This window comes from Legionella cincinnatiensis (genome assembly GCF_900452415.1).
In the GTDB taxonomy this organism is placed as follows: domain Bacteria; phylum Pseudomonadota; class Gammaproteobacteria; order Legionellales; family Legionellaceae; genus Legionella; species Legionella cincinnatiensis.
The window spans coordinates 3,840,362-3,863,511 of record NZ_UGNX01000001.1; the positions used below are offsets into that span (position 1 = coordinate 3,840,362).

The window sequence follows — 23,150 nt, forward strand, 5'->3', positions numbered from 1 at the left end:
AATCAATTTATACATCAGCATCATGTGCCAATAAACGTCTAATAGCACGAAAATACGTTAGGGGAGAATACTCTAATAAATCAGATAATTTTTCCATATAAATACATGCAAAGCGATCTACTTGATAAGCAAAGTAGCTTTCCTCTGCTCCTGCTCGAAAAACCCGTTCCCACTTGGGATTAAAATAAGCTTGTTGCTCTTTGATTAATTTTGTAAGTTGGGCATCAATTCTACTGATCTCTGCTTGTAACTCTTGAAGTTCTTTACTGTGCTCTTTAGAAGCACCCTCATCAATAATCTTGGTATATAAATTTACATATTGTTTTTCTAAATCCTTTTTGATTTCCATCGCTTCAATTATTTTTTTCTCTATTGGCATAGCTTGAGTTTGTGCTGCTATTTCTTCGCCAAGCTCTTCAACCACCAAGGCCGTTCGCCAATTACAATCCTTTTTTAATCTTAGAATATCACCATAGATATGATCGCCAATATAAAGGATTTCATCACCACGAATATGTAAATCCTCAGTGAACTTCTTGGCATTACCTCCTTGATACACACCTGGAACAATGGAACCTATTGTATTTGTCATCATACCCGTACCCGGATTCACGGATAAAAAGCGAAGATTATCGTAAAAAAAACGCGGCTTATTTGCCAAAGTAATAACATATTCAAATAAATCAACCCAATGTTCCCCTTTTTTTAAAAAGGGATTTATCGCATATTCAAGTAAAAGCTTTGTATAAGAATAATCAGAATTAGTCAGGATAAATATTTTTTTACCATGATGGATAAAATGCTTTAATCCTTCAACTACGGCTCGTTCCTTTATAACATAAGTAGGTAAATTCTTGCTGATAATCGATTTTAGACTGCCATCAGAATGTACCTTATCTACACAAAACTGTACATCTATAGCCATCGCTTGATAACTAGGCATTTGTTCAGGATACAATGTATCTTTTAATTCAACTAATTGTCCATATAGAACACAAAAAGCAATCGAGAAAGCAGTATCTATGGCCATATAGTTAGGATCACTCAAATCCACATAAATACTGCGATAAATTTTTTGCTGTTCCGTAAAATCAATTAATTTGGTGCCATGATAACTTTGTCGAATTGCACCATAACGACTTAGTTTTAATATATTACCGTTTTTACGATCAATCACTAACCCACGAATTGCATCACGATAATTAAAATTCAATTTTTTAATAGGCTCGGGATAATGTTTTACTTCGACCAATTGCTCTTTAACAAGCTGATAAACCAAGGATTCAAAATTCTCAGAATGGTAACGAATCAAAGTATGATCCATATCTAAACCAATCAACTTGATTTTTTTCATATTGAGAATTCTGTTTACATAAACTTTATGCTCATTCATTAACGAAAACCTGCTTTTGTTTAGGATTAATATGCATAACCTAGGGTAGGTATAGGGTATTCCTGGGGTTCATTATATTTTACCCGAGGCCACGATTACTATTTCAATCGTTTCACTCCATCTTGAGACCCTAATAAAATCACATCCGCTATGCGATGAGCAAATATACCATTTTCGACAACCCCAGTGATACGATTAATGCGCTCTTCCAAATCCATAGGCTCATTGATTGTGAAATTAAAAACATCAAGAATAATATTGCCATTATCAGTTACAAAGCCCTCTCGGTACTCTGGATCACCGCCCAATTTTACGAGTTCCCGGGCAACCATACTTCTTGCCATTGGAATCACTTCAACTGCGACAGGGAATACTCCTAAGTGACGTACGCGTTTTGAATCATCTGCAATACAGATAAATTTTTGAGCGACTTGAGCTACGATTTTTTCGCCAGTCAAAGCGCCTCCTCCTCCTTTTATCATCTCACCATACTCAGTGACTTCGTCGGCACCATCAATATAAACGGGCAAATCCTGTACTGAATTTAAATCAATAACGGGTATTCCTTCTTGTCTTAATAAAGCTTCTGTTACTTTAGAGCTCGCCACGCATGCATCGATTCTATGCTTAATAGTCGCTAATTCTTTAATAAAGTAATTAACTGTGGAGCCCGTACCTACACCAACAACTATGTCATCTTCAATATAATCCAACGCCGCTTTTGCGGCTTTAATTTTTAAATCACTCATTAAAAACCACTCCCTTTTCTTTGCCTTAAAATTTCATATAAAGAAACACCGGTGGCTACAGAAACGTTTAAACTATCAACACTACCCAACATAGGCAAAGAAAATAAGCCATCACAGTTCTCACGTGTCAATCGACGCAAACCTTCTCCCTCAGCACCTAACACTATGGCAACAGTGCTCGTGCAATCTGTTTGATACAATGTGCTTGTTGCCTCACCTGCAGCGCCATAAATCCATACCCCATGTTCTTTTAAAAGTTTCATACTACGTACCAAATTGGTCACTCTGACTAAAGGTACAGACTCCGCTGCACCACATGCAACCTTGCTCACCACTGGAGTAATACTGGCGCTTTTATCTTTTGGGATCACCACAAAATCAACACCTGTTGCATCAGCAGAGCGTAAACAAGCTCCTAAATTATGAGGATCTGTGATTCCATCTAAAATAAGAATTAAAGCAGGCTGTTTACTGGATTCTAATAATGCAGGCAGATGCGATTCATTATATTCAGGTAATGAGGAAGCCCAAGCCACAATTCCTTGATGGGTAAAATCAGCAAAACGTTGATTCATTTTTTGCATACTTAATTTCTCAATATCAATACGCGCCTGCGTCGCTTTATCAATTATATCCTGCACTCGCTTATCCTCGCGATCATGGCTGATATAGAGTTTTTTGGTTATCCGGTGAGGATTCGCTAATAAAGCAGATACCGCGTGTACTCCATAAACGTATTGATCACTCATGACTTATCGTGTCCTCAACAGGTTCAAAATCGATTTTGCGCTCATCTAAATCAACACGCGCCACCAGAACCGTCATTTTGTCACCCAAGCAATACACTTGACCGCCGCGAGCTCCTGTCAGTCGATGCTTTATAGAATCAAAAGTATAATAATCGTTTTTCAAAGAAGTTACATGCACCAAGCCTTCGACATAAATTTCGTCCAATTCAACAAAAATTCCAAAACTGGTTACGGCAGAAATTCGACCTTTAAATATCTGCCCTAATTTATCTTGCATGTATTCACATTTTAACCAAGCAGTCACTTCTCGAGTTGCTTCATCGGCACGACGTTCGGTCATTGAGGCATGTTTTCCTAAACGATTCATATCCTCATGAGTATAACTAAACTCATAAATTGGATGGTTATCGAACAAATGGCCTAATGCACGATGAATTAATAAATCAGGATAACGCCTGATCGGAGAAGTAAAATGAGTATAGGAGGAATAGGCTAAACCAAAATGTCCTTCATTCGCTTCAACATATTGTGCTTGTTTCAATGATCGTAACATTACTGTTTCAATAAGATGTTTGTCAGGACGGTCTTCTATCGCGCTCATGGTACGCTGAAAATCTTTAGGTCCAGGTTTTTTGCCTCCGCCTAATTGCAATCCCAGTTCACCTAAAAATTGCCTTAACGCAGTAATTTTATCTTCATCAGGGACTGCATGCACCCGATATAGAGTAGGGATTTCTGCTTTTTCTAAAAAGCGTGCTGCCGAAACATTGGCTGCCAACATACATTCTTCAATTAATTTGTGTGCATCATTGCGAACTACGGGAACAATACATTGAATTTTTTTATTTTCGTCAAATTCAATCCGAGTTTCAGTAGTCTCAAAATCCATTGCACCACGAAGCTTACGAGTAACCAATAAAACGCGATACAAATCATGGAGCGCAAGCAACATCGGCCATAATGAAACATGTTGTTCATCCGTCTTACCCTGCTCAAGCCATAAGCCAACCTGAGTATAAGTCAAGCGTGCATGGGAATGGATAACTGCTCGATAAAAACGTGAACGAGATATTTTTCCTTCGCTAGTTATTGCCATCTCAGCAACCATGCACAAACGATCCACATGCGGGTTAAGTGAACAAAGTCCATTGGACAAAGCCTCGGGGAGCATAGGGATTACTTTACCTGGAAAATAAACAGAATTACCGCGACGAGCGGCTTCTTTATCCAATGCTGAATCTTGCCTCACATAATGGCTTACATCGGCTATAGCAACATATAATTGAAAACCTCCCTTAGGTTTTTTATAACAATAAACAGCATCATCAAAATCCTTAGCGTCTTCACCATCTATAGTAACAAAAGGAAGATTGCGAAGATCGGTGCGGCCTTTGATTTGTTCTTCAGTAACTTGCTGTGAAATTTTTGCGACCTCAACACGCACATCGTCAGGCCATTCAAAGGGAATCCCATGTGCATAAAGTGCAACTTGAATTTCCATGCCTGGAGCCATGTGTTCACCCAATACATGGATGATTTTACCTATGGGCTGAGTACGTTTACTGGGAAAAGCAATTAATTCGACTAAAACGATTTGGCCATTTTTAGCTCCATTTATCATTTCTTGGGGAATTGAAATATCTTGAGTCAAATGCTTACTGTCTGGTAGAACAAAACTGACTCCATGATCCGTAAAAAAACGACCTACAACGGTGGCATTAGCATGTTCGATTACTTCATGGATCTTTGCCTCAGGCCTGCCTCGACGGTCCATGCCAATTTGATAAGCAAGAACTATATCTCCATGCATCACTGCCCGCATTTCTTTAGCAGACAGGAACATATCTTCTGAACCATCATCAGGAATAAAAAAACCAAAGCCATCTGAGTGTCCTTGGACAGTGCCGCGGGATAAATTAATCCTTTGCATGAGACAAAAACGCCCGCGCCTATCTTGCATAATTTGCCCATCACGCAACATAGCCTTTAATCTAAATCCCATAGATTCTTGTTTGCGTTCGTCGCTTATATGTAATTTATCAAATAATCGATTGCGCGACATCGGTTTTCCGTATTCATTAAGAATTTTCATAATGAATTCACGGCTGGGTACAGGATCAGTATACTTTTCACTTTCCCGTTCGTAAAAGGGATCTTTTGATTTTTTACTCAACTTTCATCCTGTTTTTGTTTGTATTTTATTGTCATATATTCAATGACACACCATTCACTTTGTTCTATCATTTATCCATACAAGTAGCAAGATAAAAGGAAGGTAACAAAAAATTGCCTATTCATCACTTTTAGCTACAGGAATAACAAATCCACGCGCCCCAACTGCTGCAGTTACCCCAGATAAGGACATATCCTCCGCAACCCAGAAAGTGGTTTTTTTAGCATTAGCAGGAATTTTTACTCCCTTTGCTTTCCATTGGCATACGGCTATTGCTCCTTCACATGGAGATTGTTGTTCATGCCCTGGCCTAGACTCAATGCAATTTAAAATAAAAGGACCTTTTTTTAAAGTTAATGCCGACCAATTTCCACCTTTCAATCGAGTAGTCCATCCAGCACTTGCACTAGCATCCGTTACAGGATGAGTGATCCACAAATCTGCAGCAGTCAGATTATGAATAAAAAATAAACTACTTGCTTTGGTTTTTAAGGTTACTGACTCTCCTTGAACTGTCACCGCTTGACAACCAGAAGGCAAAGTAGACTCCGCTGCAACATAAAAAGATAACAGCAAACAATATAAAAAAACGAAAACTCTCATTAATTTTTTCTCCTCAAAATTACAACTTCATTTTTTGAATGTTGTTGATATTATTCTAAAACACAATCAAATTGTAACAAGGCTAATGGGTTGAAAAATTCTGCGTAATAGCCACTCGAAATGGGTTTAGTAGCACTTTTTTAAGATTATATAATTAGCGTCTATTGCTTGCCAACCTTGCTTATTTAATCTCTTGTTCGAATAGGCTGATTTTCAATCAGAAAGCTTAACTAAAATTTGACAATTATCTTATCGCAATCTAGATTTTTAGATATAATTGCAACGGATGTGTCCCATGAAAATTATGAAGCAAATCATTTTCTTAGCTTTATTCATGACCAATATACTTGCTTACAGTGCTACTATCATCGTAGGAGTTGGAAAATTTGCTCCCCCCTTTTCAGCAGGAGATACAAGTAATCATTATTTTGGCTTTTGCATCGACTTAATGAATGAACTATGCAAACGTATGAACGATACCTGCGAATATAAATCAATCATGGATGAGGGCATTGAAGGTTCACTCACTAAAGAACTAGTTGACATTTCTTTAACGCCAACGCCCATTACCCCAGATGTATCCCCTGAATATATTTTCAGCATGCCTTATATGACCAGTAACGGACAATTTGTAACCAACAATCCAAACATAAAATCACTCAAAGATCTTCAAGGTAAAAAAATTGGCGTACTTGAAGAATCTAATTTAAAGAGCACACTTATACTCTACACTTCTATTGAAAATATTAAAGAATTTGCACAAGCTAATAACTTAATAGAAGCCTTGGAGGATAAGGATATTGATGCCATATTATTTAATGTAAATATTCTTAAGTATTTAACCAACAATCAAATAATTAATTTTCGACCCGTAGGTAAACCTATTAATCTTGGAAATGGGTATGGGTTATTAGCGCTTAAAAAAAATGCAGCACTCATTAATAAGATCAATAAAGCGTTATTGCAAATGGAAAATGATGGAACTTATGAAGGAATTTATAATAAATATTTTGGTAAGTAAATTTATTTGTCTTCATAGATAAACTGTTTATCGCCAAACAACCTAGATTCTAGGTATCGTTCAAAAGGATGCTGAATATGAAATATATTAAAAATGTAATTTTTTTATTTTTATTTCTCAGCAGCATACAGGCTTATGGCAACCCGATCACTGTTGGTATCACAAAATTTGCAGGGCCATTTGTAAGATCAGATGTCGATAATCATTATTTTGGCTTTAGTATCGATATAATAAATGAAATATGCAAGCGCATCCAAGAACAATGTGAATTTAAATCAGTAACAACTGAGCTTTTATTAGATCAACTGACTAAAGGAGATGTGGACATTACGATTACGTCAACCCCCATTCCGCAAGAATCATCATCTCAATATATCTTCAGCTTACCTTATATGCCAAGTATAGGACAATTTGTAACTATTAATCCAAACATAAAATCATTCGAAGATCTTCAAAATAAAAAAATTGGCGCACTTAGCGAATCGAATCTCAAAAATGTCCTCGTACTTTATACTTCCGAGGATAACATTAAAGAATATTCAGAAGTAGATACGTTAATAAATGCATTAGTCAACAATGATATTGATGCCATTCTATTGAATGTAAATATATTAAAATACTTTACCAACAATAAAATAATAATTGGTGTTCGACCTATAGGTAAACCTATTTCTCTGGGAAATGGGTATGGGCTATTAGCGCTTAGAAAAAATGCTGCGCTTATTGATAAGATCAATAAAGTGTTATTACAAATGGAAAATGATGGAACTTATGAAGCAATTTATAATAAATATTTCGAGAAATAACTCTATTTAACCTCTCCTCTACTTTATCGATAAAAAGTAGCATAAATAGTTTTACTTCAAACATTCTTTTACATTTTCAGATCTATTCTTTCCTACGACAAAGGAAGCCGTGTACAAACTCAAATTGAGACAAAATCAGCTATAGGTTAAACTGGTACCTATTTTTGATAGATAGGATAAAAAATGCCAGATAGTATTAAGACTCCAGAAATAACCAACCTCCACCAAAACTCTATTATTCTTTGGAAAACATCTGGCATAATTTTTCACCAGGAGGGCTTCTATCGATTAGTTGAAGAAAATCATGCATTTAATTTTCAACTATGGCATGCAGAAGACCGAGCACGTCGTGATGACATGGGTTATGAGTTTGTATATCAAGCAAAGCGGGAAATAGATAAGTGCAATCAATTACGCAATAATCGCATGGAAGCTATGGATGAATGGCTTTTCAAGCACTTACAACCCGCAGAATTCAATATTTGTCCTGTCAATTCTGAATCACCAGGTATGATTATCGATAGACTCTCTATCTTATCCTTAAAATCCTATCATATGTCCCTACAAACAAAGCGCACTGATGCAACAGAGGAACATCGGCAAAGCTGCTCTAACAAATTAAGCATCATTCAACAACAATTAGAACAATTATCGCAATGTTTTAGTGAGCTGCTTGAGGAAGTACGGGCAAAAAAACGGACTTTCAGAATCTATCATCAATTTAAAATGTATAATGATCCTAATCTAAACCCAGAATTATACCGCCGCTAGATGATTCAAATGAAGAGAAATGGGTTTCACTCTTTGAGTGGGTGATAGGTTTGTCTTGGTGAGGAGTCTTTTTAAGTTTTGAGCTGAAGAAGCCAATGTTTGCTATAGAAGGTTCATTTTTCGGCAGGGAATCAGACGCTTTTTTCTTGGAAGGTTCGCTTGATTCCCCTGAAGACTTGGTTTTTATGTCATCCCTTGACGACTCAACCACATCAGGTTGCTTCACGTTACGTGAATTTACCTGCCCTAAAGGAGGCCGCCCTAATCCCCGTGCCAAAGCCCGAAGGCCAAGGACTAGAGAAAACAACACCGCATTTGCGGCAGCTAAGATGCCCATTATTGGCGTATCATGATAATGTCCTTCGGAATCAGCCTCTTGAAGAGGGGTGGTTGCAAAATTAGAAAAGCTTTTTCCCTTAGAAATACCAGATGCTAGCGAACGAAAAACTTCAAACCATTCTTGAAAAAAGTATTGTGGTGATGGATCAAGTGCAAGACCATCTTTTACGGAGGCTCCAAAACTATCAGAATTTAAAATTTCTGCAGCTTCTCCATCAGCCTCTATATTTTTTTTCATTTCCACTAACTGCTGATAAGGATGCTCTTCCTCTTGTGCCTTTTCTTGTTTTTTCAGATGTTGATAATGGGCTCTTAAGGTGTAAGCAGTAAACCCAGCCATTAAAACTAAGCCTGAAATAATAAACGCAGCTAACAAAGCAGGAGGAAACACCGTTGCAGTCACTAAAAAAACTGAAGAAACCATAAATAAAATACTGGTTAACACTCCATAAGCATATAAACCATACTTCATTCCTAACAAACCAGCGGTCAAATAGCTATGTGTTGTCTGATCTTTTAATGTTTGGCGCAACTCTTCAAAGTTTTTAAGGAGTCCACAGACCTCCATTTTCAAGCGCTTAATCTCAAGTTTATCTTCAAGAGTCTTGTCTTTTTTTTCTTCCAAAGAAAGTAACTTCGCATAAGCAAGCTCCATTTCTTTAGTAACAAGCGCAAGTTGGCATTTGGTTTGGGTAACCATCAAACGCAATTGAAAATCATATTCTTCATAAATTCGTGTAATCACACATGACAACGCATAAACAGCACTGAGTATTGACATGGCGAGAAAAAGAGGAGGAGCCAAAACAGAAAGGCTGACTACCCCTATATAGAGATATAACCCGTCAAGCAAACCTCCCGCACCCACCGCCAAGTAAGCATGAATACGTTCCTCCTCATCCTGATGAGCAATATGGGATAAATAATATTCACGATCTAAAGGTGTTAACGAGTTTAATTGTTGGATTTCAATTAAAAGCTCTTTATTTTCATTCATTTTCTTCTTACGCGACTCAAGCATACCCCGTATCCAAAGTCGATTGACTGCCGCAAAAACACCTAATACCAGCCCTACCGGAACAACCATATACTTAAGATCAGCCTCACTGATTATGCCTAAGACTTGTACTGCACTTTTCCAGCCTTTGTATGCATTTTTTAAGCCTTTCATTACATCTCTAAAATAAGGCCATGCACTTGCTATGAATTTTTTAACAGGATTTTTTTCTTCTCCATCATAAACACTTGCTAAAAAAGAAAAAGAAACTAAAAAGAGTGCTTCTGCTGAAACTGCGGCGATACCTTCAGGTGAAGTTAATATATCGTGCATTACATCAGGATCGTTACTGGGCATGCATACTTCAAAAAACCATTTAAGCATGCTGTAAGAGGAACTAAGAGAATCTAAAATTGCGTAGGCATGATAAACATATCGATTCTTATCGAGCTTTTGAGCCAGAAGCCTGCTTTGTGCGTCGATGCGCCCAGCAATAGCTAAAAGAAAAATAAGTTCTTTTGATTTTGGAGCTGAATCTTTACTCTTACGGGACATGCTTACACGCAGAGAGACCATCGGTTAAGATGGCGCGGATTATATGTATAATTGATCTTCATGTCAATAATAGCCTCATCCTGGACCAAAAAAATACAATTTTATTGGCCATTGCTTATGATATCACACTCAATGCGTACAAAAAATATGTGGTAAACCTACTTACGGTTGTGACTTAATCTGCAAAACCTGCTACGATATCGCACTAAATAATAAAAATAACTTAGGAAAGATGATTAAATGAGATCAACACTTGCTCTCTTTATTTTTGTGTTATTAATGACTGGACCTGTTATGGCAACAAATGAAGCACAAATTTATGGTTATGTTGAAAAAGTATCTTTTCCAGAAAAGAATTTGACTCTATCAGCAAAACTGGATACTGGAGCTAAATCAGCTTCATTAAATGCAACCAACATTACCGAAATTACCAAAAAAGGCATCGCCTATTTGCGCTTTACAGTGCCTACTAAAAACGGAGATTACCAATTCGAAGCAGAATATAAAGGTCGAGTAAAAATCAAAGTTCGCGAGGGAGAGCACGGTTCAGAAATATTGGCACATGCACCAATTAAACGCCCCGTGGTACTACTTAGTATGCAACTTGGCGATAAAGTCAGAACAATTAAAGTCAACTTAACCAATCGCAAACGTTTTCTCTATCCTCTTCTATTAGGAAGAGATGCAATCATTGCGTTTAATGGCGCAGTTGATCCTGCTCTCGCTTTTACTTTAAGAAAGAAATAAGAGTCTTAAGAAATAATGAAAAACAATACGCGTCACGTTTATGGACTGATATTTACCTTATTTATCTTAGGAACAGGGATTTTTTTATACAGGCATTTAGTACTTGATGTGCCATTAACAGATACAGAAACCATAAACAGCTGGATGGTTGAATCCAACTTACGTTTTGTTGCTGAACCGAATACACCCATTAAAGCAAGCTTTAATATTCCTTATTTACCCCCTCATTTTGCTATTCTTGATGAGTATTTTGTCTCAAGAAACTATGGGGTTACAACCAATTTAAACGGCGATAATCGAGAAACAGTTTGGGCAATAAGGCGAGCGAATGGTCAGCAGTCGTTGTATTACCGCGCTATTTTCCGCCAAACAGAAACCAATGAATCACCATTAGGAACACCTCCTATGGTAAAATCCCAACCTCTAGAAGAAAATCAAAAATCAGCAGTAGAAACTATTACTAGCCAAGTGAGACAATCTTCTGCAGACATTAAAACCTTTGCACAAAGCACCATTAAAGAACTGAATAAAAAAGATGGCAATGCTAAGCTATTAACAGGCAATAATTTTGATGATGAACACCTCATTAGCGCTACGATTCTCATTTTAAATCAGTCTAAAATTTATGCAGTTCCTGTCAAGGGAATTTATTTATCCCAAAAAAGTAAAGCGGATTTAAATTCATTTTTAGCTGTTTTTAACGGTAAAAATTGGATTTATATTAATCCCAAAACAGGGGGAGCGGGATTACCTAAAGATTTTCTTATTTGGCAATATGGAAATGAACCTGTTTTTGATGTTGTTGGAGGGAAAAAAACTCAATTTACTTTAACAGTATCCCCTACTCCTATTAATGCTTTAAGTATTGCTAAATCACGAGGATTGCAATCAGATTCACAATTATTACGTTTCTCATTGTTACAGCTTCCAGTCAATGTGCAAGCAACTTATAAAATTTTATTAACGGTTCCTATAGGTGCCTTTATTATTTTAATCCTGCGTAATTTTATTGGGATTAAAACCTTTGGGACTTTTATGCCCGTTTTAATCGCGTTAGCATTCAGGGAAACTCATGTGGTCTGGGGAATTTCTCTTTTTGTTATCATTATCTCGTTTGGGCTGTTAGCACGCTTTTACTTGGATCAATTAAGGCTGCTTCTCGTACCAAGACTTGGAGCGATTCTCACTGTGGTCATTTTATTAATGATTTTTATTAGTGTGATTAGCCAAAGTCTTGGACTCGATGCCGGGTTATCTGTTGCTTTATTCCCTATGATCATTTTAACCATGACCATAGAACGCATGTGCATTACTTGGGACGAGCGAGGTGCTTCCGAAGCGATCAAATCAGGTATTGGAAGTCTAGTTGCAGCAGTCATCTCATATTGGGCAATGAGCTACGAACCATTACAATATTTGGTCTTTGCTTTTCCCGAACTGCTTTTGATTTTATTAGCTTTGATTTTATGGTTTGGACAATATCGAGGCTATCGCTTGTTTGAATTAAAACGCTTTAAATCACTAGCGAGCCATGTAAAATGATCACCCTGTTTCGTCGTTTAAAAAAACATGGAATTTTGAGTATCAATCAGCGTAATACTGATTTCGTATTGCGTTATAACCCTAGAAAATTATTTCCTTTGGTTGATGATAAACTAAAAACAAAAAAATTAGCCTTAAAAGCAGGGATTGCTGTACCCCCTTTATACGATATTATTGAAACAGAACAACAAATTAAAACTATCGAAGAACGTTTGACAGCTTATAATGATTTTGTAGTAAAGCCAGCCCGTGGTTCTGGTGGCGATGGTATCTTAGTTTTTAAAGATAAAGTCTATGGACGTTATCGGCAAATTAACGGTAAATTAACAACAATCCAAGAGCTCAGCTATCATTTATCTTGCTTACTGTCAGGTGCATATAGTCTTGGTGGTTCTTCAGATTACGCGATTATTGAAAAACGTGTCGTTGTTGACCCTGTATTTGCTGAAGTCAGTTATGAAGGCATCCCCGATATCCGAATTATTAGCTTATTGGGTTATCCCGCGATGGCTATGGTACGCCTCCCTACTCGATTATCGGGAGGAAAAGCTAATTTGCATCAAGGGGCTATTGGTGTTGGAGTTGATCTTACTACTGGAAAAACGCTAGGCGGTGTCTATCACAATGATATTATCGATTATCATCCAGATACCTTGAACTCAATAGTAGACATAGAAGTACCTTATTGGAATAAAATACTCGAAATAGCTTCCAGCTGTTATGAGTTAACCGGATTAGGATACCTTGGGGTGGATATAGTACTTGATAAAGAACAAGGACCTTTGATGCTTGAACTCAATGCTCGCCCAGGGTTAAACATCCAAATTGCAAATAGGGAAGGAGGACTGAAAAGATACCGCACTATTGAAGCACGATATCATCAGTATCCCCACGAATCAGTCGCAGAAAAAGTGGCATTTAGTCGCGAAAGTTTTTCTCGTTTAAAATAAAAATTTATGCTTCCTATGATTCACTTTTTATTCGAGGGCTGGTCGCGTCATCCCTCGATAAAGTTAACCGAGGAAGATCTATTGGCAGTTATTACCTAAATATCTGGGCCTCTTTCATGCTTCTCAGAAACCCCTTTTGCTATTTTCTCAATTTCATCCTTTTTTGTAGTAAATGCAGGCTCAAAAAAGCCTACTTTATTGGGCTTTGTAGTTCTTTGTGGTTCAGGACTGGAGGTTTTTTTAGTCAAACCATCTACCAAGCCTGCAGCTAGCTTTTGTACATACCCAAGCAGAGAAATATCCTCTTGCGGTATTACTTCAGGCTTGCTTCGTTTTGGCATGGCAAATCCAGGAGCTAGAGGATAACAATGGATATGAGCATTATATGCTGAATTAAGCAAATGAATATTAGGAATATTACTGGAAATAGCTGCATCAACACTTGAGTATTTACCTTCATTTCCAATCAACGCATGTGGATCAGCGCAATTTGTTACTGCATTAATATATCCTGGTACAGGAGCTAAAGCATCTTCTATTCGATCCGTACCCCATTCCAACTTTAATCGCCTACACTCATTTTTTATTGCCTGCAGAATTAGTGCATATTGTTTTGCAACTTCTGGGCTGGCATTATCCGGTACTAAAGCACTAAAAGGCAAATTCAAGCGTTTAACCTTACCGAAGTTGGTATCAGATGGGTAGCTCTCTAGAGCAGCTAATATTCCTTTTAAGCGAGCTAATTCAACTTTTGCAAGACCATCATTTTGAAGCGCTGTGAAAGGGTAATTAAAATCAAGATCGTAAAGACCGGCGCTAAAAAATCCCATTCCTGCTTTAAGGAATTTAAAATTAATTGGGTTTGAATCTTCTGGAAGAGTTTGACTGTAATTGACCAAACCTGCTAATGCTTGATGAAACTCATGCATAATACCCCAACGCACCCCATCTAAATCAAGCACTCCACGTATTCTTAAGTCACTATCTAAGCTTGGCCCCCATTGCAATTCCAATGCATTTTCTTTAGAAGGTTTCTTCTGTCTTTCAACACCATACATCTGAAAAAACATTTCATTTTGCCATACAGCATAGTTCTTGGGTAACTTTTCAATTTCTGAATCTTCAGGATAAAAAAACATACCGCCGGTATTACGCAAATCACCTTGCCACTGAAATCCAATTTGATCAATAACAATTACATCTTCTGGTTTAGGCAGTTCTTCTACTTTACGACCAAAACCATATGCTTTAGTTGCTGTAACTTTACCAATAACTGCGGATCCTTTAACTAAACATCGAATACGCGCAATTTGATCTTCAGTCAGTAGCCCTCCGTATAAGCTACAATCCATAATACCGCTCACATTACTGCTTTCATTGCGGGCCAAAAATTGTAAATGTCTTGCAGTAAATTCAGTAGGGTGTTCAGGGAATCGCTCCATCTGTTCTGTGAAGGGGTTATAGAATTCTTGTCCACATAAATCACTTTCTTTAATGATTGCCTGAAAACCTTCTAATACACTATCGGGATAGTAAACAACGACTGGGTTTTTTTTATCTGTAAAGTCAGGTTTTGGTTTGCCAACCGCCGATCGAGTTAACTGCATATTAAAGATACCTGGTTTAGCTGGATTCGGGGTTTCCGTAAAATTAGGCATTTTGTTTTCCTCTTGCGTATAAAATGGTTAAAACAGACTTCCAATAAAATGATCCATATGTTATCATTTAGGCCAATATGTAGTCAAAAAAGATGCTCTATATCAATGCTCTTTGAGCTTAATATATCCGGTAAACTTTAAATGATCTATATTTAAACTTATTAATTATTTTTTAGCGCTTTAATATGTCATACACAAAAATTGAAAGTGGTCTTCTTTTGGCCTTAGATTATCCTAAGTTAGATGAGTCAGATTTCATTTTACTTTCCACTAAACTTCTTGAAAAAAAACTAGGTAATAATGAGAATTATCCTGCTTTTTTGAAACAAATTCAAAAACACTATTTAGAGCAGGAATATAAAAAAGCCATAGAAAATATTTTAAGGCTGTGTAAAGAGCACGAAACACGATTAGGTACAAACGTTGTTCAACGTTTGATAACGAAAGCCTCTCAGATAACAAGTGACCCCAAAGACAATGAAAGTCGACGATTTTATGAAGTATTGTATGCAGAACATATTGAATCTATCCTAAGAAAAGACTTTGATTGTTCCGTTTTTGATGAATTAAATGAGGCCTATAACGAAGTAAGGCCTGAATATACCGTCAATGATCTCACCAAGATTAATACCTTTGAAGAAGCACGAAAGCTAATTTTAGCGTTCGTGATGCTTAATGATAACGTCGAACTGGGATTAAAAGCTCAATCAACAACCTATCAGAAAAAAGATCGCTCCAGAGAAGAGTTAGGACAAGTCTTAACAGCCAACCCTGGTATTATGAAACCCAATTCTCCTAATTTTGCAGATAATAGAGTTGCTATAAAAAAAATAGATAAAATAGTCCTCGATGAAAAAAAGGTGGGTGGCTACTCAAAAACAAATGCTCAAGTTCCTTTTGTGGCCTCATTATCAGGCACAACTTATTCTTTAGTTGTGGTGCTCCAAAAATATATGGAGAAACATAAAACCGATTTAAATCTTGAAAAAAAAATAAATAATATCGTAATGTTATGGACTTCTGCATACATTAAGGACGGTTACCACAGCTATAAAGAAGTCATTGATATCTTTAAAGACCCACACATTCACTCTATTTTTGCTCAAGCAAACATTAAATTGGATTACGCTATTATTGACGACACTGCTCATGAATTTCATAGAGCTCAAGAATACGCTCAGGGAATAGCAACAAAATCAATGATGCATCAAGAACTTGTGCAAAAAGCTCAAGATAAAAATGCTCGCGAAGAAAAACAAAGGCAAATGATTAACTCTTGTGGGATGCTTATAAAACAACTAAATCAAGCTCCTAAAAGTAAAGAAAGATATCCAGAACAACTTAAATCACTCGATGAGCTCTATAAAAATTGGAGCACGGCAATAAAAAAGAATCAAGAATTTAAAAAAGAATGTGCGCAAATCTGTGCTGAGATCCAAACTAAAGAGCAAAATACGCCATTCTCTTTTACAGACTTTCTCATTAAAATTAAAAACTTTTTTAATCGCTTATTTACATCAGGATTTCGTAAAGAGGTGCTCATAGAGCCTGTCAGTATGGCAATAGATATCCTAACTCAACTCAAGGACACTGTAGAGCAAATACCAGATAGCCCTACCCCTAAATCCCTCATTAGAAAATCTGGTAATCAGCCGATACAATCTGAAGTAAAACATTTTCCCTCTCCGATAAAAGAGGAGCAGAAACATGCTAACGGACTAACTACTGAATTAAGTCACGATTCAACAACGAAAAGAGATCATCCACTAAACCTTATATAAAATAATATTTGAATGAGGTAACCTGCATGAACTCATCCATTTTCGCAAGTACTCATTGAGTGGAAGGTGAGGTATATACATACGTAATCCGACCATTTAATGAGAGAAAATTGTTTTAATTCACTCAGACCTTGATTTAGCGCATTATTTATTTTTATCCTAATTCTATCTGGGACCAGACCCACTAGGATAGATTTTGAAGTTCTTAATTTAACGTCAATTATGGATAAGAGATCGGGTTATTCCTTCGATCCGTTCGGGCTGAGAAGGCGCACCAGCGCCTCCTCAGCCCGAACGGATTGTGATAGAGACTTGTTATAATTATATCTTTATCCATAACTGACGTTAATTTAGATAATCCTAATTTGGACAGAAGTATTAAATTTCATTATGGGTAAAAATTTATCCGATTTTTTGTGCAAGTAAAAGACCAAATAAACCCGATATGGGTCTTCCCAGTTCATCTTGTTTATGCAAATGACCTACCGCTTCTTTATATTCGAGTATCGACCACCCACTATCTTGATACACATGATAGAGTTCTTCTTTTTGTGGCAGAAATGTGAAAAATTCTGGTAGTGAAAAAAGTTCTGATTGAATAGGAACTACTAAAAAATGATATCCATTTTTCTTAGTTGCCTCTTGAAGTTCAGCGAGCAATTCTGGAATGCGCTGCTGGTTTAAAAACTGTAAGGTGACTGTTGAGAGTACTAAATCATAACATTCTGATTTAAGACTTAAGGGTTGATTTAAATCGTGCAATTGCGTCTCGACTCCAGGCAGTGCTTCTTTCTGGACAATCTCTTCAATTGTTCCCAAGGCTGATTGGTTATGATCAATTCCCATAACACGATGTCCCATTTTTGCTAAATACAACAAATTTCTACCTGAACCACAGCCTACATCAAGAATCGATGAGTTCTTTAAATGGCGCAAATAAGTTTGATAGACATATACTAAATCACTATGTACTGCCCCTAAACCGTATTTTTTATTGAAATATCGCTGGGGCATGCAATAAAACTCAAGATTTGCCTTAAATGGTTCACTGACTGGAATAATTTTATGCCATGCAGCAGGAGGAATCAGTAATTGAGAGTTTTCTTTATCGATTCGAATTCGTGACCATTCATGCCCCTCACCATTGAGGAATACAAAATCAATGACTCCTTCCTGGAGAGAGAGCTTACCCCAAGTTCCTTCTTTGGTACTGTGTTTTTCCAAGAAAAATTTCAGTTTTCCATGACTGTCAATTTCAATTTGCTTATAACACATTAACTCGCTGTATTCGGATATCATCATGATGCACCTTTTCTTCGGGTTATCGATAATTCTCTTATTGGTTGGTATTCTTATTCTCTGTAAGCTCTAGTTCCAGCTTAGTTAAAAGAGTACGGTTTGTTGCCAATTTATCGGCTAGCTGATGGTTTACATCTCTATGCTCTTCCTCATCAACACGTACAGCTAAGAGCACGTCACGTAAGCATGCATCAGAAGCTAATCCCCAGTAGCTTTTAGCAATATCAGGAGCGGGGCTATTTTCAATACGGCCCTCATCTAACTCCTGTAAATAATGGGTATAGCTAATCACTGCCTCTTCTTCAAGATAACCCACAAAACGATGGGCTGTTTTAGAAGAAAGAATATACATCAATAAATACAATACCACGAAAATTGCTTGCGCTATAAAAATAATAGCTCGTTCAAACCAATTAGGTTTGGCAATGTACATAAAAGTAATCAAATGCATCCGTTCATTTTCTGCTTCATCCAGCAACGTTTTAATCCACCCTTCATCATTTTTGATTTTTCTTAAGCAGCGTAAATGCAGTAACGCAGCGCCAACCATGCCCGGTACTGCAGCTACTGTTTCGAGTACTATAGCGCGATTTCCATAGCGTTTTTGAAAAAAGGTGTCCGCAAAAAAACGAAAAAACTTCACAAGACCAAAGGCAAATTTATCACTGCCGGTTTTAGCGGGTTTATGTATTGCTGACATGATATGCTCCTTTAGAGGACCTTAACTCAAGACTATTATAATAAAGATGTATTTAAAATACAACTTTTATACGGATATGGGGAACCATTAGGGATATTAGAAAAATCACATGCGCTGAGCATAAAATCACCTGGCGACCAGGAAAAGCATCAATGTTTAATGTGGTCGTTATTATTTCTGGTCTAGAATAAGCTATGACATTTTTAAGAATGTAAGTAAGAAGAACGACGATTGAAATGGCTCCAATTAAATGTAGGCTTATCCATTTTTGCCTCTTTATGCATAAATAATGCTTGTACTTATCAAAACGTGTTCAATCTCTAGTTTCATGAATTCACCTTTCGCAAACACCACAAGACAGTGGCTTTACGTCCTTCCTCAAATATCAATATAGAGGAAGCAATACCAATGGCCATCACCCACTGAGTAAGGGTCAAGTTGGTCGTCCCAAAAATAGACTGTGCCGGTATCCAGTGCACTGCCAGAACCTGGAGAATGACGACTGCGGCGAGCGATAGCCATAACATACGATTTTTAAAGAAACCTTTGCTAAAAGCCGAACCACTCTCAACACGAGCATTAAAAATATTGAAAAACTGGAACAGGACAAATGTGGTGAAAGCGAGTGTCAGTGCACTGTGCTCATTGTAATTGTTCACTGCATAGCACAACACACCAAGTGTACCCACCATCATCATTAAACCAAACGCCACGATGCGACTCAGACGCACCCAAGATAATACAGGTTCCGAACGATGACGTGGCGCATCGTTCATAATCCCTGATCGTCCCGCATCTAGAGCTAGGGACACTGCAGGAGGACCATCCATGATCAGCGCAACCCACAAGATCTGGATTGGATTAAAAGGTTCCGGCAGTCCTAGGATAGGCGCGAAAAACACCGTCAAGATAGCGCCAACAGTGGTAGAGAGTTGGAAACGGATGAACTTGAGGATATTATCGTAGAGTACTCGTCCCTGGTGAACCGCACCAACAATTGTGGAGAAGTTATCATCCGTGAGCACCATAGTCGCAGCTTCTTTTGCAACCGCCGTGCCAACCATACCCATCGCCACGCCAATGTCTGCAATTTTTAGCGCAGGGGCATCATTGACACCATCTCCGGTCATCGCCACCACATGCCCCTTACTCTGCAGTGCTTGTACGATCTTCACTTTATGAGCTGGCGACACTCGTGCAAATACGGTAATCCCGTTGATGACTTCGGCAAGCTGTCGATCATCTAGCCGATCAAGTTCTTTACCAGAGAGGGCCTCGCCTTGCAGACCAAGTTCATGTGCGATAGCCACGCCCGTATCCTGGTGGTCACCTGTAATCATTTTGACTGCGATGCCAGCCGCTTTACACTGCACGATAGCTTGCTTTGCCTCAGGTCGTGGTGGATCCTGTAGTCCAATCAGACCTAAAAACGTGAGATCGCTAACCCAAACCAATAAGTTATCTGATCCCACAAATTCTTCGGCCCCCAAAGTGCGGGACGCTATAAGCAAGCATCGAAGCCCACGAGATGCCATAGTACAATACTCATCTTCTATTTCTTTCTTGTGCTTGCCGTCCAACAAACCATTGTGATCAGCGTCACTAATAAAATGGCTGCAGCGAGCAAGAAGAACATCAGGCGCTCCCTTTAAAAAGATTCGAACGTGTTCTCCTACACGGTGAAATGTGGCCATGAACTTATAGGTTGAATCAAAAGGTATTTCGGCCATGCGAGGATACTCCGCCAGTATGGATTCGCGATGAAGCCCCACCTTTTCCGTAAGTATTAGTAGAGCAGCCTCGGTCGGATCACCAATTACTCTTCCATCCTCAACATAGCTATCATTACAAGCGACTACGGGGACCAAAACTGGCTGCATGTCTGGCAGCAATGAATTTTCTGTCTCAGGAAGCACCCCACCCGCAGTGCTGTAGCCCTCACCAGTAACTTTGAATCGCCGGCCAAGGTAGAACAATTCACGCACAGTCATTTGGTTAAGTGTCAGTGTTCCAGTCTTATCGGAGCAAATGACCGTTGTGCAACCTAGGATCTCAACACTCGCCAGACGCTTGATGATCGCACGGTGTCGCGCCATCTGATACATGCCCAGGGCCAGAGTTACTGTGACAACTACAGGCAATCCCTCCGGCATTGCAGCAACGGCCAACGCAATAGCATCGATAATAGCATGTGTGAGATTCACACCACGAATTAATTGAAATAGAAACAGAAGGCTGATCAACATCAACGCTATCGCGCCCAGACGTTTGCCGAGCTGGTCTAACTGAACTTGTAGTGGGCTGAGAATCTCTGGTGTTAAAGCCAACTGTTGCGATAACTTTCCCATTTCAGTGCGCACACCGGTGGCCGTGACCACAAGTTCTGCTCGTCCGCGAGTGACCATGGTATTCATATAGACCATATTTAATCGGTCAGCTATTGGAAGATCTCTTTCAAACATAGCATCCATATGTTTGCTAACTGGTTGTGACTCACCCGTCAAAGTTGACTCATCGACATCGAGATTGGCCACAACCACCAATCTGCCATCAGCAGGAATTCGGTCCCCAGCTTCCACCAGTACTATATCACCAGGCACCACGGCTGCAGCATCGATAGTATGTTTCTTACCGTCACGCCGAACATGGGTCTGCGATGGGAGCATCTTTCGTAGTGCGGCTAGACTTTGTTCTGCTCGGTATTCTTGATAGAAACCGACGAAGGCATTAATCACTACAATCACAAGAATCACACTGGCATCCCTAAAGTTTCCTATTAACGTAGCCAGTGCAGTAGCTCCGATTAAGATTAGGATCAAAGCGCTTTTAAACTGGGTCAGAAAAAGCAGGATGGGTGATCGTGACGGTTGTTCTTCGATTTGATTAATGCCTACTGAAGCTAATCTTGTTGCTGCTTCGTGCAAAGTAAGTCCATGAGACAGATCAACATTAAAACGTAGCGCAACCTCACTGATGTCAAGGGTATGCCAAGATTCGGTTTGACTGATGTCAGAATCTTTACCTGATTTTCCATTCGGTTGCATAGCACTCCCTGTTCAGTAAGTCAGAAGCATCACCAAATTGAGCAATGCCTCTGTGAAACCCAATACAGTGGTGTTCTAAATTTTTTTGGCTATATAATACTAGAATAGCATTTTCAAAAAGCTTTATTTTTTCCTTCTTTATAGATTACACATTTTCGATTAAAAATTTTGTACTCTTGAGCTAATCTCAATATCAATCTCTACCTCATTCATCGTGGGATTGCTCCTTCAAAAATAACACCGCCCTCTGTAACATCAGCACTGCTTCAATGGTGCAACAGTGGGTCAGGCTTTTTATTTATTTTGTTCCTAATACGATAGGCTATAATTATCATTATATTACTATGCATTGCTTGTAAAAGGTAAAGATGTCACATCCATCAACAATTGCAGAAAGGTGAATATATGGCATTTATAGAAGCATTTGTAGAGGAAATAGTCCCTGTCGCACAAAAACGCCTTGTTACCGTCAGAGATGAGGCTCCATTAATGGAGGCTGCTAAATTTCTTGATGGTCGACACATCAATCTTGTTGTGGTTTGCGACAAGGATGGAGCAATGGTTGGGATCATTACGCGAACCGATGTTGTTCGTATGATGGCGGTTTGCCAGGGTTGTGGTTGTACTGTCCCTGTGGCAACAGTGATGACCAAAGAAGTTACTTATTGCCACCCAAACGACTTGTTGCGCAATGTATGGGCGACTATGAAGGAGCAAAATCTTCTGCATGTCCCTATCGTGGATGAAAATTTTAAACCATTGGGGGTAATTAATGCACGTGATGCTCTTTTGGTTCTTATGGAAAAAGCAGAGTTTGAGAGCTCATTATTACGCGATTACGTCATGAACGTTGGATATCGATGATTTTATTCTATGCTGCTATGACGATGAGATTTAGAAACGAGTTGAGAGTGATAAGCAATTCTTATGTCAGCAAGACTAATGCCAGCCGTCATCCGAGCAAGATTTGCTTGAAGTATTTTGTGAAACATATGGAAAAAATCATCTGTTTTATTTGTGTCTTTTTCATGTGAAGCATTCATTATTCATAATCCAGTATTTTTAGATGAATGACAATCACTTGAACGTGAACATCCAAATTATAAACTGAGTCCAACGATGACCTCCAGCTGCTATGGTCACCGCAATGTGTCAGATGCTCAAAGAAGCCGGTATTGATAATGACCATATCCGTACCGAAGAATTTTCTGAGTATTAATGCCATACTTAACCTACATGGATGTAGTTGCATTTTAAAAAGATAGGAGGTCTT

General features: G+C 38.3%; 19 protein-coding genes. 8 read left to right on the plus strand and 11 right to left on the minus strand.

Annotated features, from left to right (window positions below):
• Nucleotides 1-7: 7 nt before the first annotated feature.
• The 5 genes from DYH34_RS16760 to DYH34_RS16780 all read right to left on the minus strand — a co-directional run bounded on the left by DYH34_RS16760 (nucleotide 8) and on the right by DYH34_RS16780 (nucleotide 5,667).
• The gene (locus DYH34_RS16760; RefSeq protein ID WP_058465777.1) at nucleotides 8-1,393 is read right to left on the minus strand and encodes an HAD-IG family 5'-nucleotidase; all 1,386 of its coding nucleotides are present in this window, start codon (nucleotides 1,391-1,393) and stop codon (nucleotides 8-10) included.
• Nucleotides 1,394-1,491: 98 nt separating this feature from the next.
• Nucleotides 1,492-2,142 (minus strand): ribose-5-phosphate isomerase RpiA, encoded by a 651-nt coding sequence (gene rpiA / locus DYH34_RS16765; protein WP_058465778.1) that lies wholly within the window; start codon nucleotides 2,140-2,142, stop codon nucleotides 1,492-1,494.
• Nucleotides 2,142-2,891 carry a 23S rRNA (guanosine(2251)-2'-O)-methyltransferase RlmB gene (gene rlmB, locus DYH34_RS16770; protein WP_058465779.1) on the minus strand — a complete coding sequence of 250 codons (750 nt, stop codon included), beginning with the start codon at nucleotides 2,889-2,891 and terminating at the stop codon, nucleotides 2,142-2,144. The genes rpiA and rlmB overlap by 1 nt, the downstream gene beginning before the upstream one ends.
• Nucleotides 2,884-5,064: a ribonuclease R gene (gene rnr, locus DYH34_RS16775; protein ID WP_058465780.1), complete on the minus strand. Its 2,181-nt coding sequence runs from the start codon at nucleotides 5,062-5,064 to the stop codon at nucleotides 2,884-2,886. The genes rlmB and rnr overlap by 8 nt, the downstream gene beginning before the upstream one ends.
• Before the next feature lie 117 nt (nucleotides 5,065-5,181).
• Nucleotides 5,182-5,667, minus strand: a complete 486-nt coding sequence (locus tag DYH34_RS16780; RefSeq protein ID WP_058465781.1) for a hypothetical protein — start codon at nucleotides 5,665-5,667, stop codon at nucleotides 5,182-5,184.
• Between the two features lie 295 nt (nucleotides 5,668-5,962).
• Here DYH34_RS16780 and DYH34_RS16785 point away from each other — a divergent pair, with 295 nt between their 5' ends.
• From DYH34_RS16785 to DYH34_RS16795, 3 genes are all read left to right on the plus strand, one after another.
• A complete protein-coding gene (locus DYH34_RS16785; RefSeq protein WP_058465782.1) occupies nucleotides 5,963-6,688 on the plus strand; it encodes a transporter substrate-binding domain-containing protein in 726 nt (241 codons plus the stop codon).
• 77 nt (nucleotides 6,689-6,765) lie between these two features.
• On the plus strand, nucleotides 6,766-7,494 hold the full coding sequence (locus tag DYH34_RS16790) for a transporter substrate-binding domain-containing protein (RefSeq protein WP_058465783.1): 729 nt from the start codon (nucleotides 6,766-6,768) through the stop codon (nucleotides 7,492-7,494).
• A gap of 183 nt (nucleotides 7,495-7,677) precedes the next feature.
• Nucleotides 7,678-8,265 carry a DUF4254 domain-containing protein gene (locus DYH34_RS16795; protein ID WP_058465784.1) on the plus strand — a complete coding sequence of 196 codons (588 nt, stop codon included), beginning with the start codon at nucleotides 7,678-7,680 and terminating at the stop codon, nucleotides 8,263-8,265.
• Here DYH34_RS16795 and DYH34_RS16800 read toward each other — a convergent pair.
• Nucleotides 8,234-10,156: a hypothetical protein gene (locus tag DYH34_RS16800; RefSeq protein ID WP_058465785.1), complete on the minus strand. Its 1,923-nt coding sequence runs from the start codon at nucleotides 10,154-10,156 to the stop codon at nucleotides 8,234-8,236. The genes DYH34_RS16795 and DYH34_RS16800 overlap by 32 nt on opposite strands.
• Before the next feature lie 240 nt (nucleotides 10,157-10,396).
• Between DYH34_RS16800 and DYH34_RS16805 the strand changes: the two genes are divergently transcribed.
• The 3 genes from DYH34_RS16805 to DYH34_RS16815 are packed head-to-tail and all read left to right on the plus strand — an operon-like array spanning nucleotide 10,397 to nucleotide 13,395.
• On the plus strand, nucleotides 10,397-10,903 hold the full coding sequence (locus tag DYH34_RS16805) for an ATP-dependent zinc protease family protein (protein WP_058465786.1): 507 nt from the start codon (nucleotides 10,397-10,399) through the stop codon (nucleotides 10,901-10,903).
• 15 nt (nucleotides 10,904-10,918) lie between these two features.
• Entirely contained in the window at nucleotides 10,919-12,445 is a 1,527-nt protein-coding gene (locus DYH34_RS16810) for an inactive transglutaminase family protein (RefSeq protein ID WP_058465787.1), read from the plus strand.
• Entirely contained in the window at nucleotides 12,442-13,395 is a 954-nt protein-coding gene (locus DYH34_RS16815) for an alpha-L-glutamate ligase-like protein (protein WP_058465788.1), read from the plus strand. Before DYH34_RS16810 ends, DYH34_RS16815 begins: the two co-directional genes overlap by 4 nt.
• Before the next feature lie 95 nt (nucleotides 13,396-13,490).
• Here DYH34_RS16815 and DYH34_RS16820 read toward each other — a convergent pair whose 3' ends face one another.
• Complete coding sequence (locus DYH34_RS16820; protein WP_058465789.1) at nucleotides 13,491-15,053, minus strand: hypothetical protein; 1,563 nt, start codon at nucleotides 15,051-15,053, stop codon at nucleotides 13,491-13,493.
• A gap of 185 nt (nucleotides 15,054-15,238) precedes the next feature.
• On the opposite strand from DYH34_RS16820, the gene DYH34_RS16825 reads away from it, so the two are divergent.
• Nucleotides 15,239-16,834 carry a hypothetical protein gene (locus DYH34_RS16825; RefSeq protein WP_058465790.1) on the plus strand — a complete coding sequence of 532 codons (1,596 nt, stop codon included), beginning with the start codon at nucleotides 15,239-15,241 and terminating at the stop codon, nucleotides 16,832-16,834.
• Nucleotides 16,835-17,236: 402 nt separating this feature from the next.
• Here DYH34_RS16825 and tehB read toward each other — a convergent pair whose 3' ends face one another.
• From tehB to DYH34_RS16840, 3 genes are all read right to left on the minus strand, one after another.
• Nucleotides 17,237-18,133 (minus strand): SAM-dependent methyltransferase TehB, encoded by an 897-nt coding sequence (tehB, locus tag DYH34_RS16830; RefSeq protein WP_058465791.1) that lies wholly within the window; start codon nucleotides 18,131-18,133, stop codon nucleotides 17,237-17,239.
• Nucleotides 18,134-18,170: 37 nt separating this feature from the next.
• Nucleotides 18,171-18,833 (minus strand): alternative oxidase, encoded by a 663-nt coding sequence (locus DYH34_RS16835; protein ID WP_058465792.1) that lies wholly within the window; start codon nucleotides 18,831-18,833, stop codon nucleotides 18,171-18,173.
• 326 nt (nucleotides 18,834-19,159) lie between these two features.
• A complete protein-coding gene (locus DYH34_RS16840) occupies nucleotides 19,160-21,877 on the minus strand; it encodes a cation-translocating P-type ATPase (RefSeq protein WP_058465793.1) in 2,718 nt (905 codons plus the stop codon).
• 405 nt (nucleotides 21,878-22,282) lie between these two features.
• Here DYH34_RS16840 and DYH34_RS16845 point away from each other — a divergent pair, with 405 nt between their 5' ends.
• On the plus strand, nucleotides 22,283-22,741 hold the full coding sequence (locus tag DYH34_RS16845; RefSeq protein WP_058465794.1) for a CBS domain-containing protein: 459 nt from the start codon (nucleotides 22,283-22,285) through the stop codon (nucleotides 22,739-22,741).
• Nucleotides 22,742-22,743: 2 nt separating this feature from the next.
• Here the strand turns inward: DYH34_RS16845 and DYH34_RS18130 are convergent, their stop codons facing one another.
• Nucleotides 22,744-22,920 (minus strand): hypothetical protein, encoded by a 177-nt coding sequence (locus DYH34_RS18130; RefSeq protein ID WP_157061463.1) that lies wholly within the window; start codon nucleotides 22,918-22,920, stop codon nucleotides 22,744-22,746.
• Between the last annotated feature and the right edge of the window lie 230 nt (nucleotides 22,921-23,150).

Coding starts and splice junctions, on each gene's coding strand:
- DYH34_RS16760 (WP_058465777.1), bottom strand. CDS start 1,393: ATGAATGAGCATAAAGTTTATGTAAACAGAATTCTCAATATGAAAAAA.
- rpiA (WP_058465778.1), bottom strand. CDS start 2,142: ATGAGTGATTTAAAAATTAAAGCCGCAAAAGCGGCGTTGGATTATATT.
- rlmB (WP_058465779.1), bottom strand. CDS start 2,891: ATGAGTGATCAATACGTTTATGGAGTACACGCGGTATCTGCTTTATTA.
- DYH34_RS16780 (WP_058465781.1), bottom strand. CDS start 5,667: ATGAGAGTTTTCGTTTTTTTATATTGTTTGCTGTTATCTTTTTATGTT.
- DYH34_RS16785 (WP_058465782.1), top strand. CDS start 5,963: ATGAAAATTATGAAGCAAATCATTTTCTTAGCTTTATTCATGACCAAT.
- DYH34_RS16790 (WP_058465783.1), top strand. CDS start 6,766: ATGAAATATATTAAAAATGTAATTTTTTTATTTTTATTTCTCAGCAGC.
- DYH34_RS16795 (WP_058465784.1), top strand. CDS start 7,678: ATGCCAGATAGTATTAAGACTCCAGAAATAACCAACCTCCACCAAAAC.
- DYH34_RS16800 (WP_058465785.1), bottom strand. CDS start 10,156: ATGTCCCGTAAGAGTAAAGATTCAGCTCCAAAATCAAAAGAACTTATT.
- DYH34_RS16805 (WP_058465786.1), top strand. CDS start 10,397: ATGAGATCAACACTTGCTCTCTTTATTTTTGTGTTATTAATGACTGGA.
- DYH34_RS16810 (WP_058465787.1), top strand. CDS start 10,919: ATGAAAAACAATACGCGTCACGTTTATGGACTGATATTTACCTTATTT.
- DYH34_RS16815 (WP_058465788.1), top strand. CDS start 12,442: ATGATCACCCTGTTTCGTCGTTTAAAAAAACATGGAATTTTGAGTATC.
- DYH34_RS16820 (WP_058465789.1), bottom strand. CDS start 15,053: ATGCCTAATTTTACGGAAACCCCGAATCCAGCTAAACCAGGTATCTTT.
- DYH34_RS16825 (WP_058465790.1), top strand. CDS start 15,239: ATGTCATACACAAAAATTGAAAGTGGTCTTCTTTTGGCCTTAGATTAT.
- tehB (WP_058465791.1), bottom strand. CDS start 18,133: ATGATATCCGAATACAGCGAGTTAATGTGTTATAAGCAAATTGAAATT.
- DYH34_RS16835 (WP_058465792.1), bottom strand. CDS start 18,833: ATGTCAGCAATACATAAACCCGCTAAAACCGGCAGTGATAAATTTGCC.
- DYH34_RS16840 (WP_058465793.1), bottom strand. CDS start 21,877: ATGCAACCGAATGGAAAATCAGGTAAAGATTCTGACATCAGTCAAACC.
- DYH34_RS16845 (WP_058465794.1), top strand. CDS start 22,283: ATGGCATTTATAGAAGCATTTGTAGAGGAAATAGTCCCTGTCGCACAA.
- DYH34_RS18130 (WP_157061463.1), bottom strand. CDS start 22,920: ATGAATGCTTCACATGAAAAAGACACAAATAAAACAGATGATTTTTTC.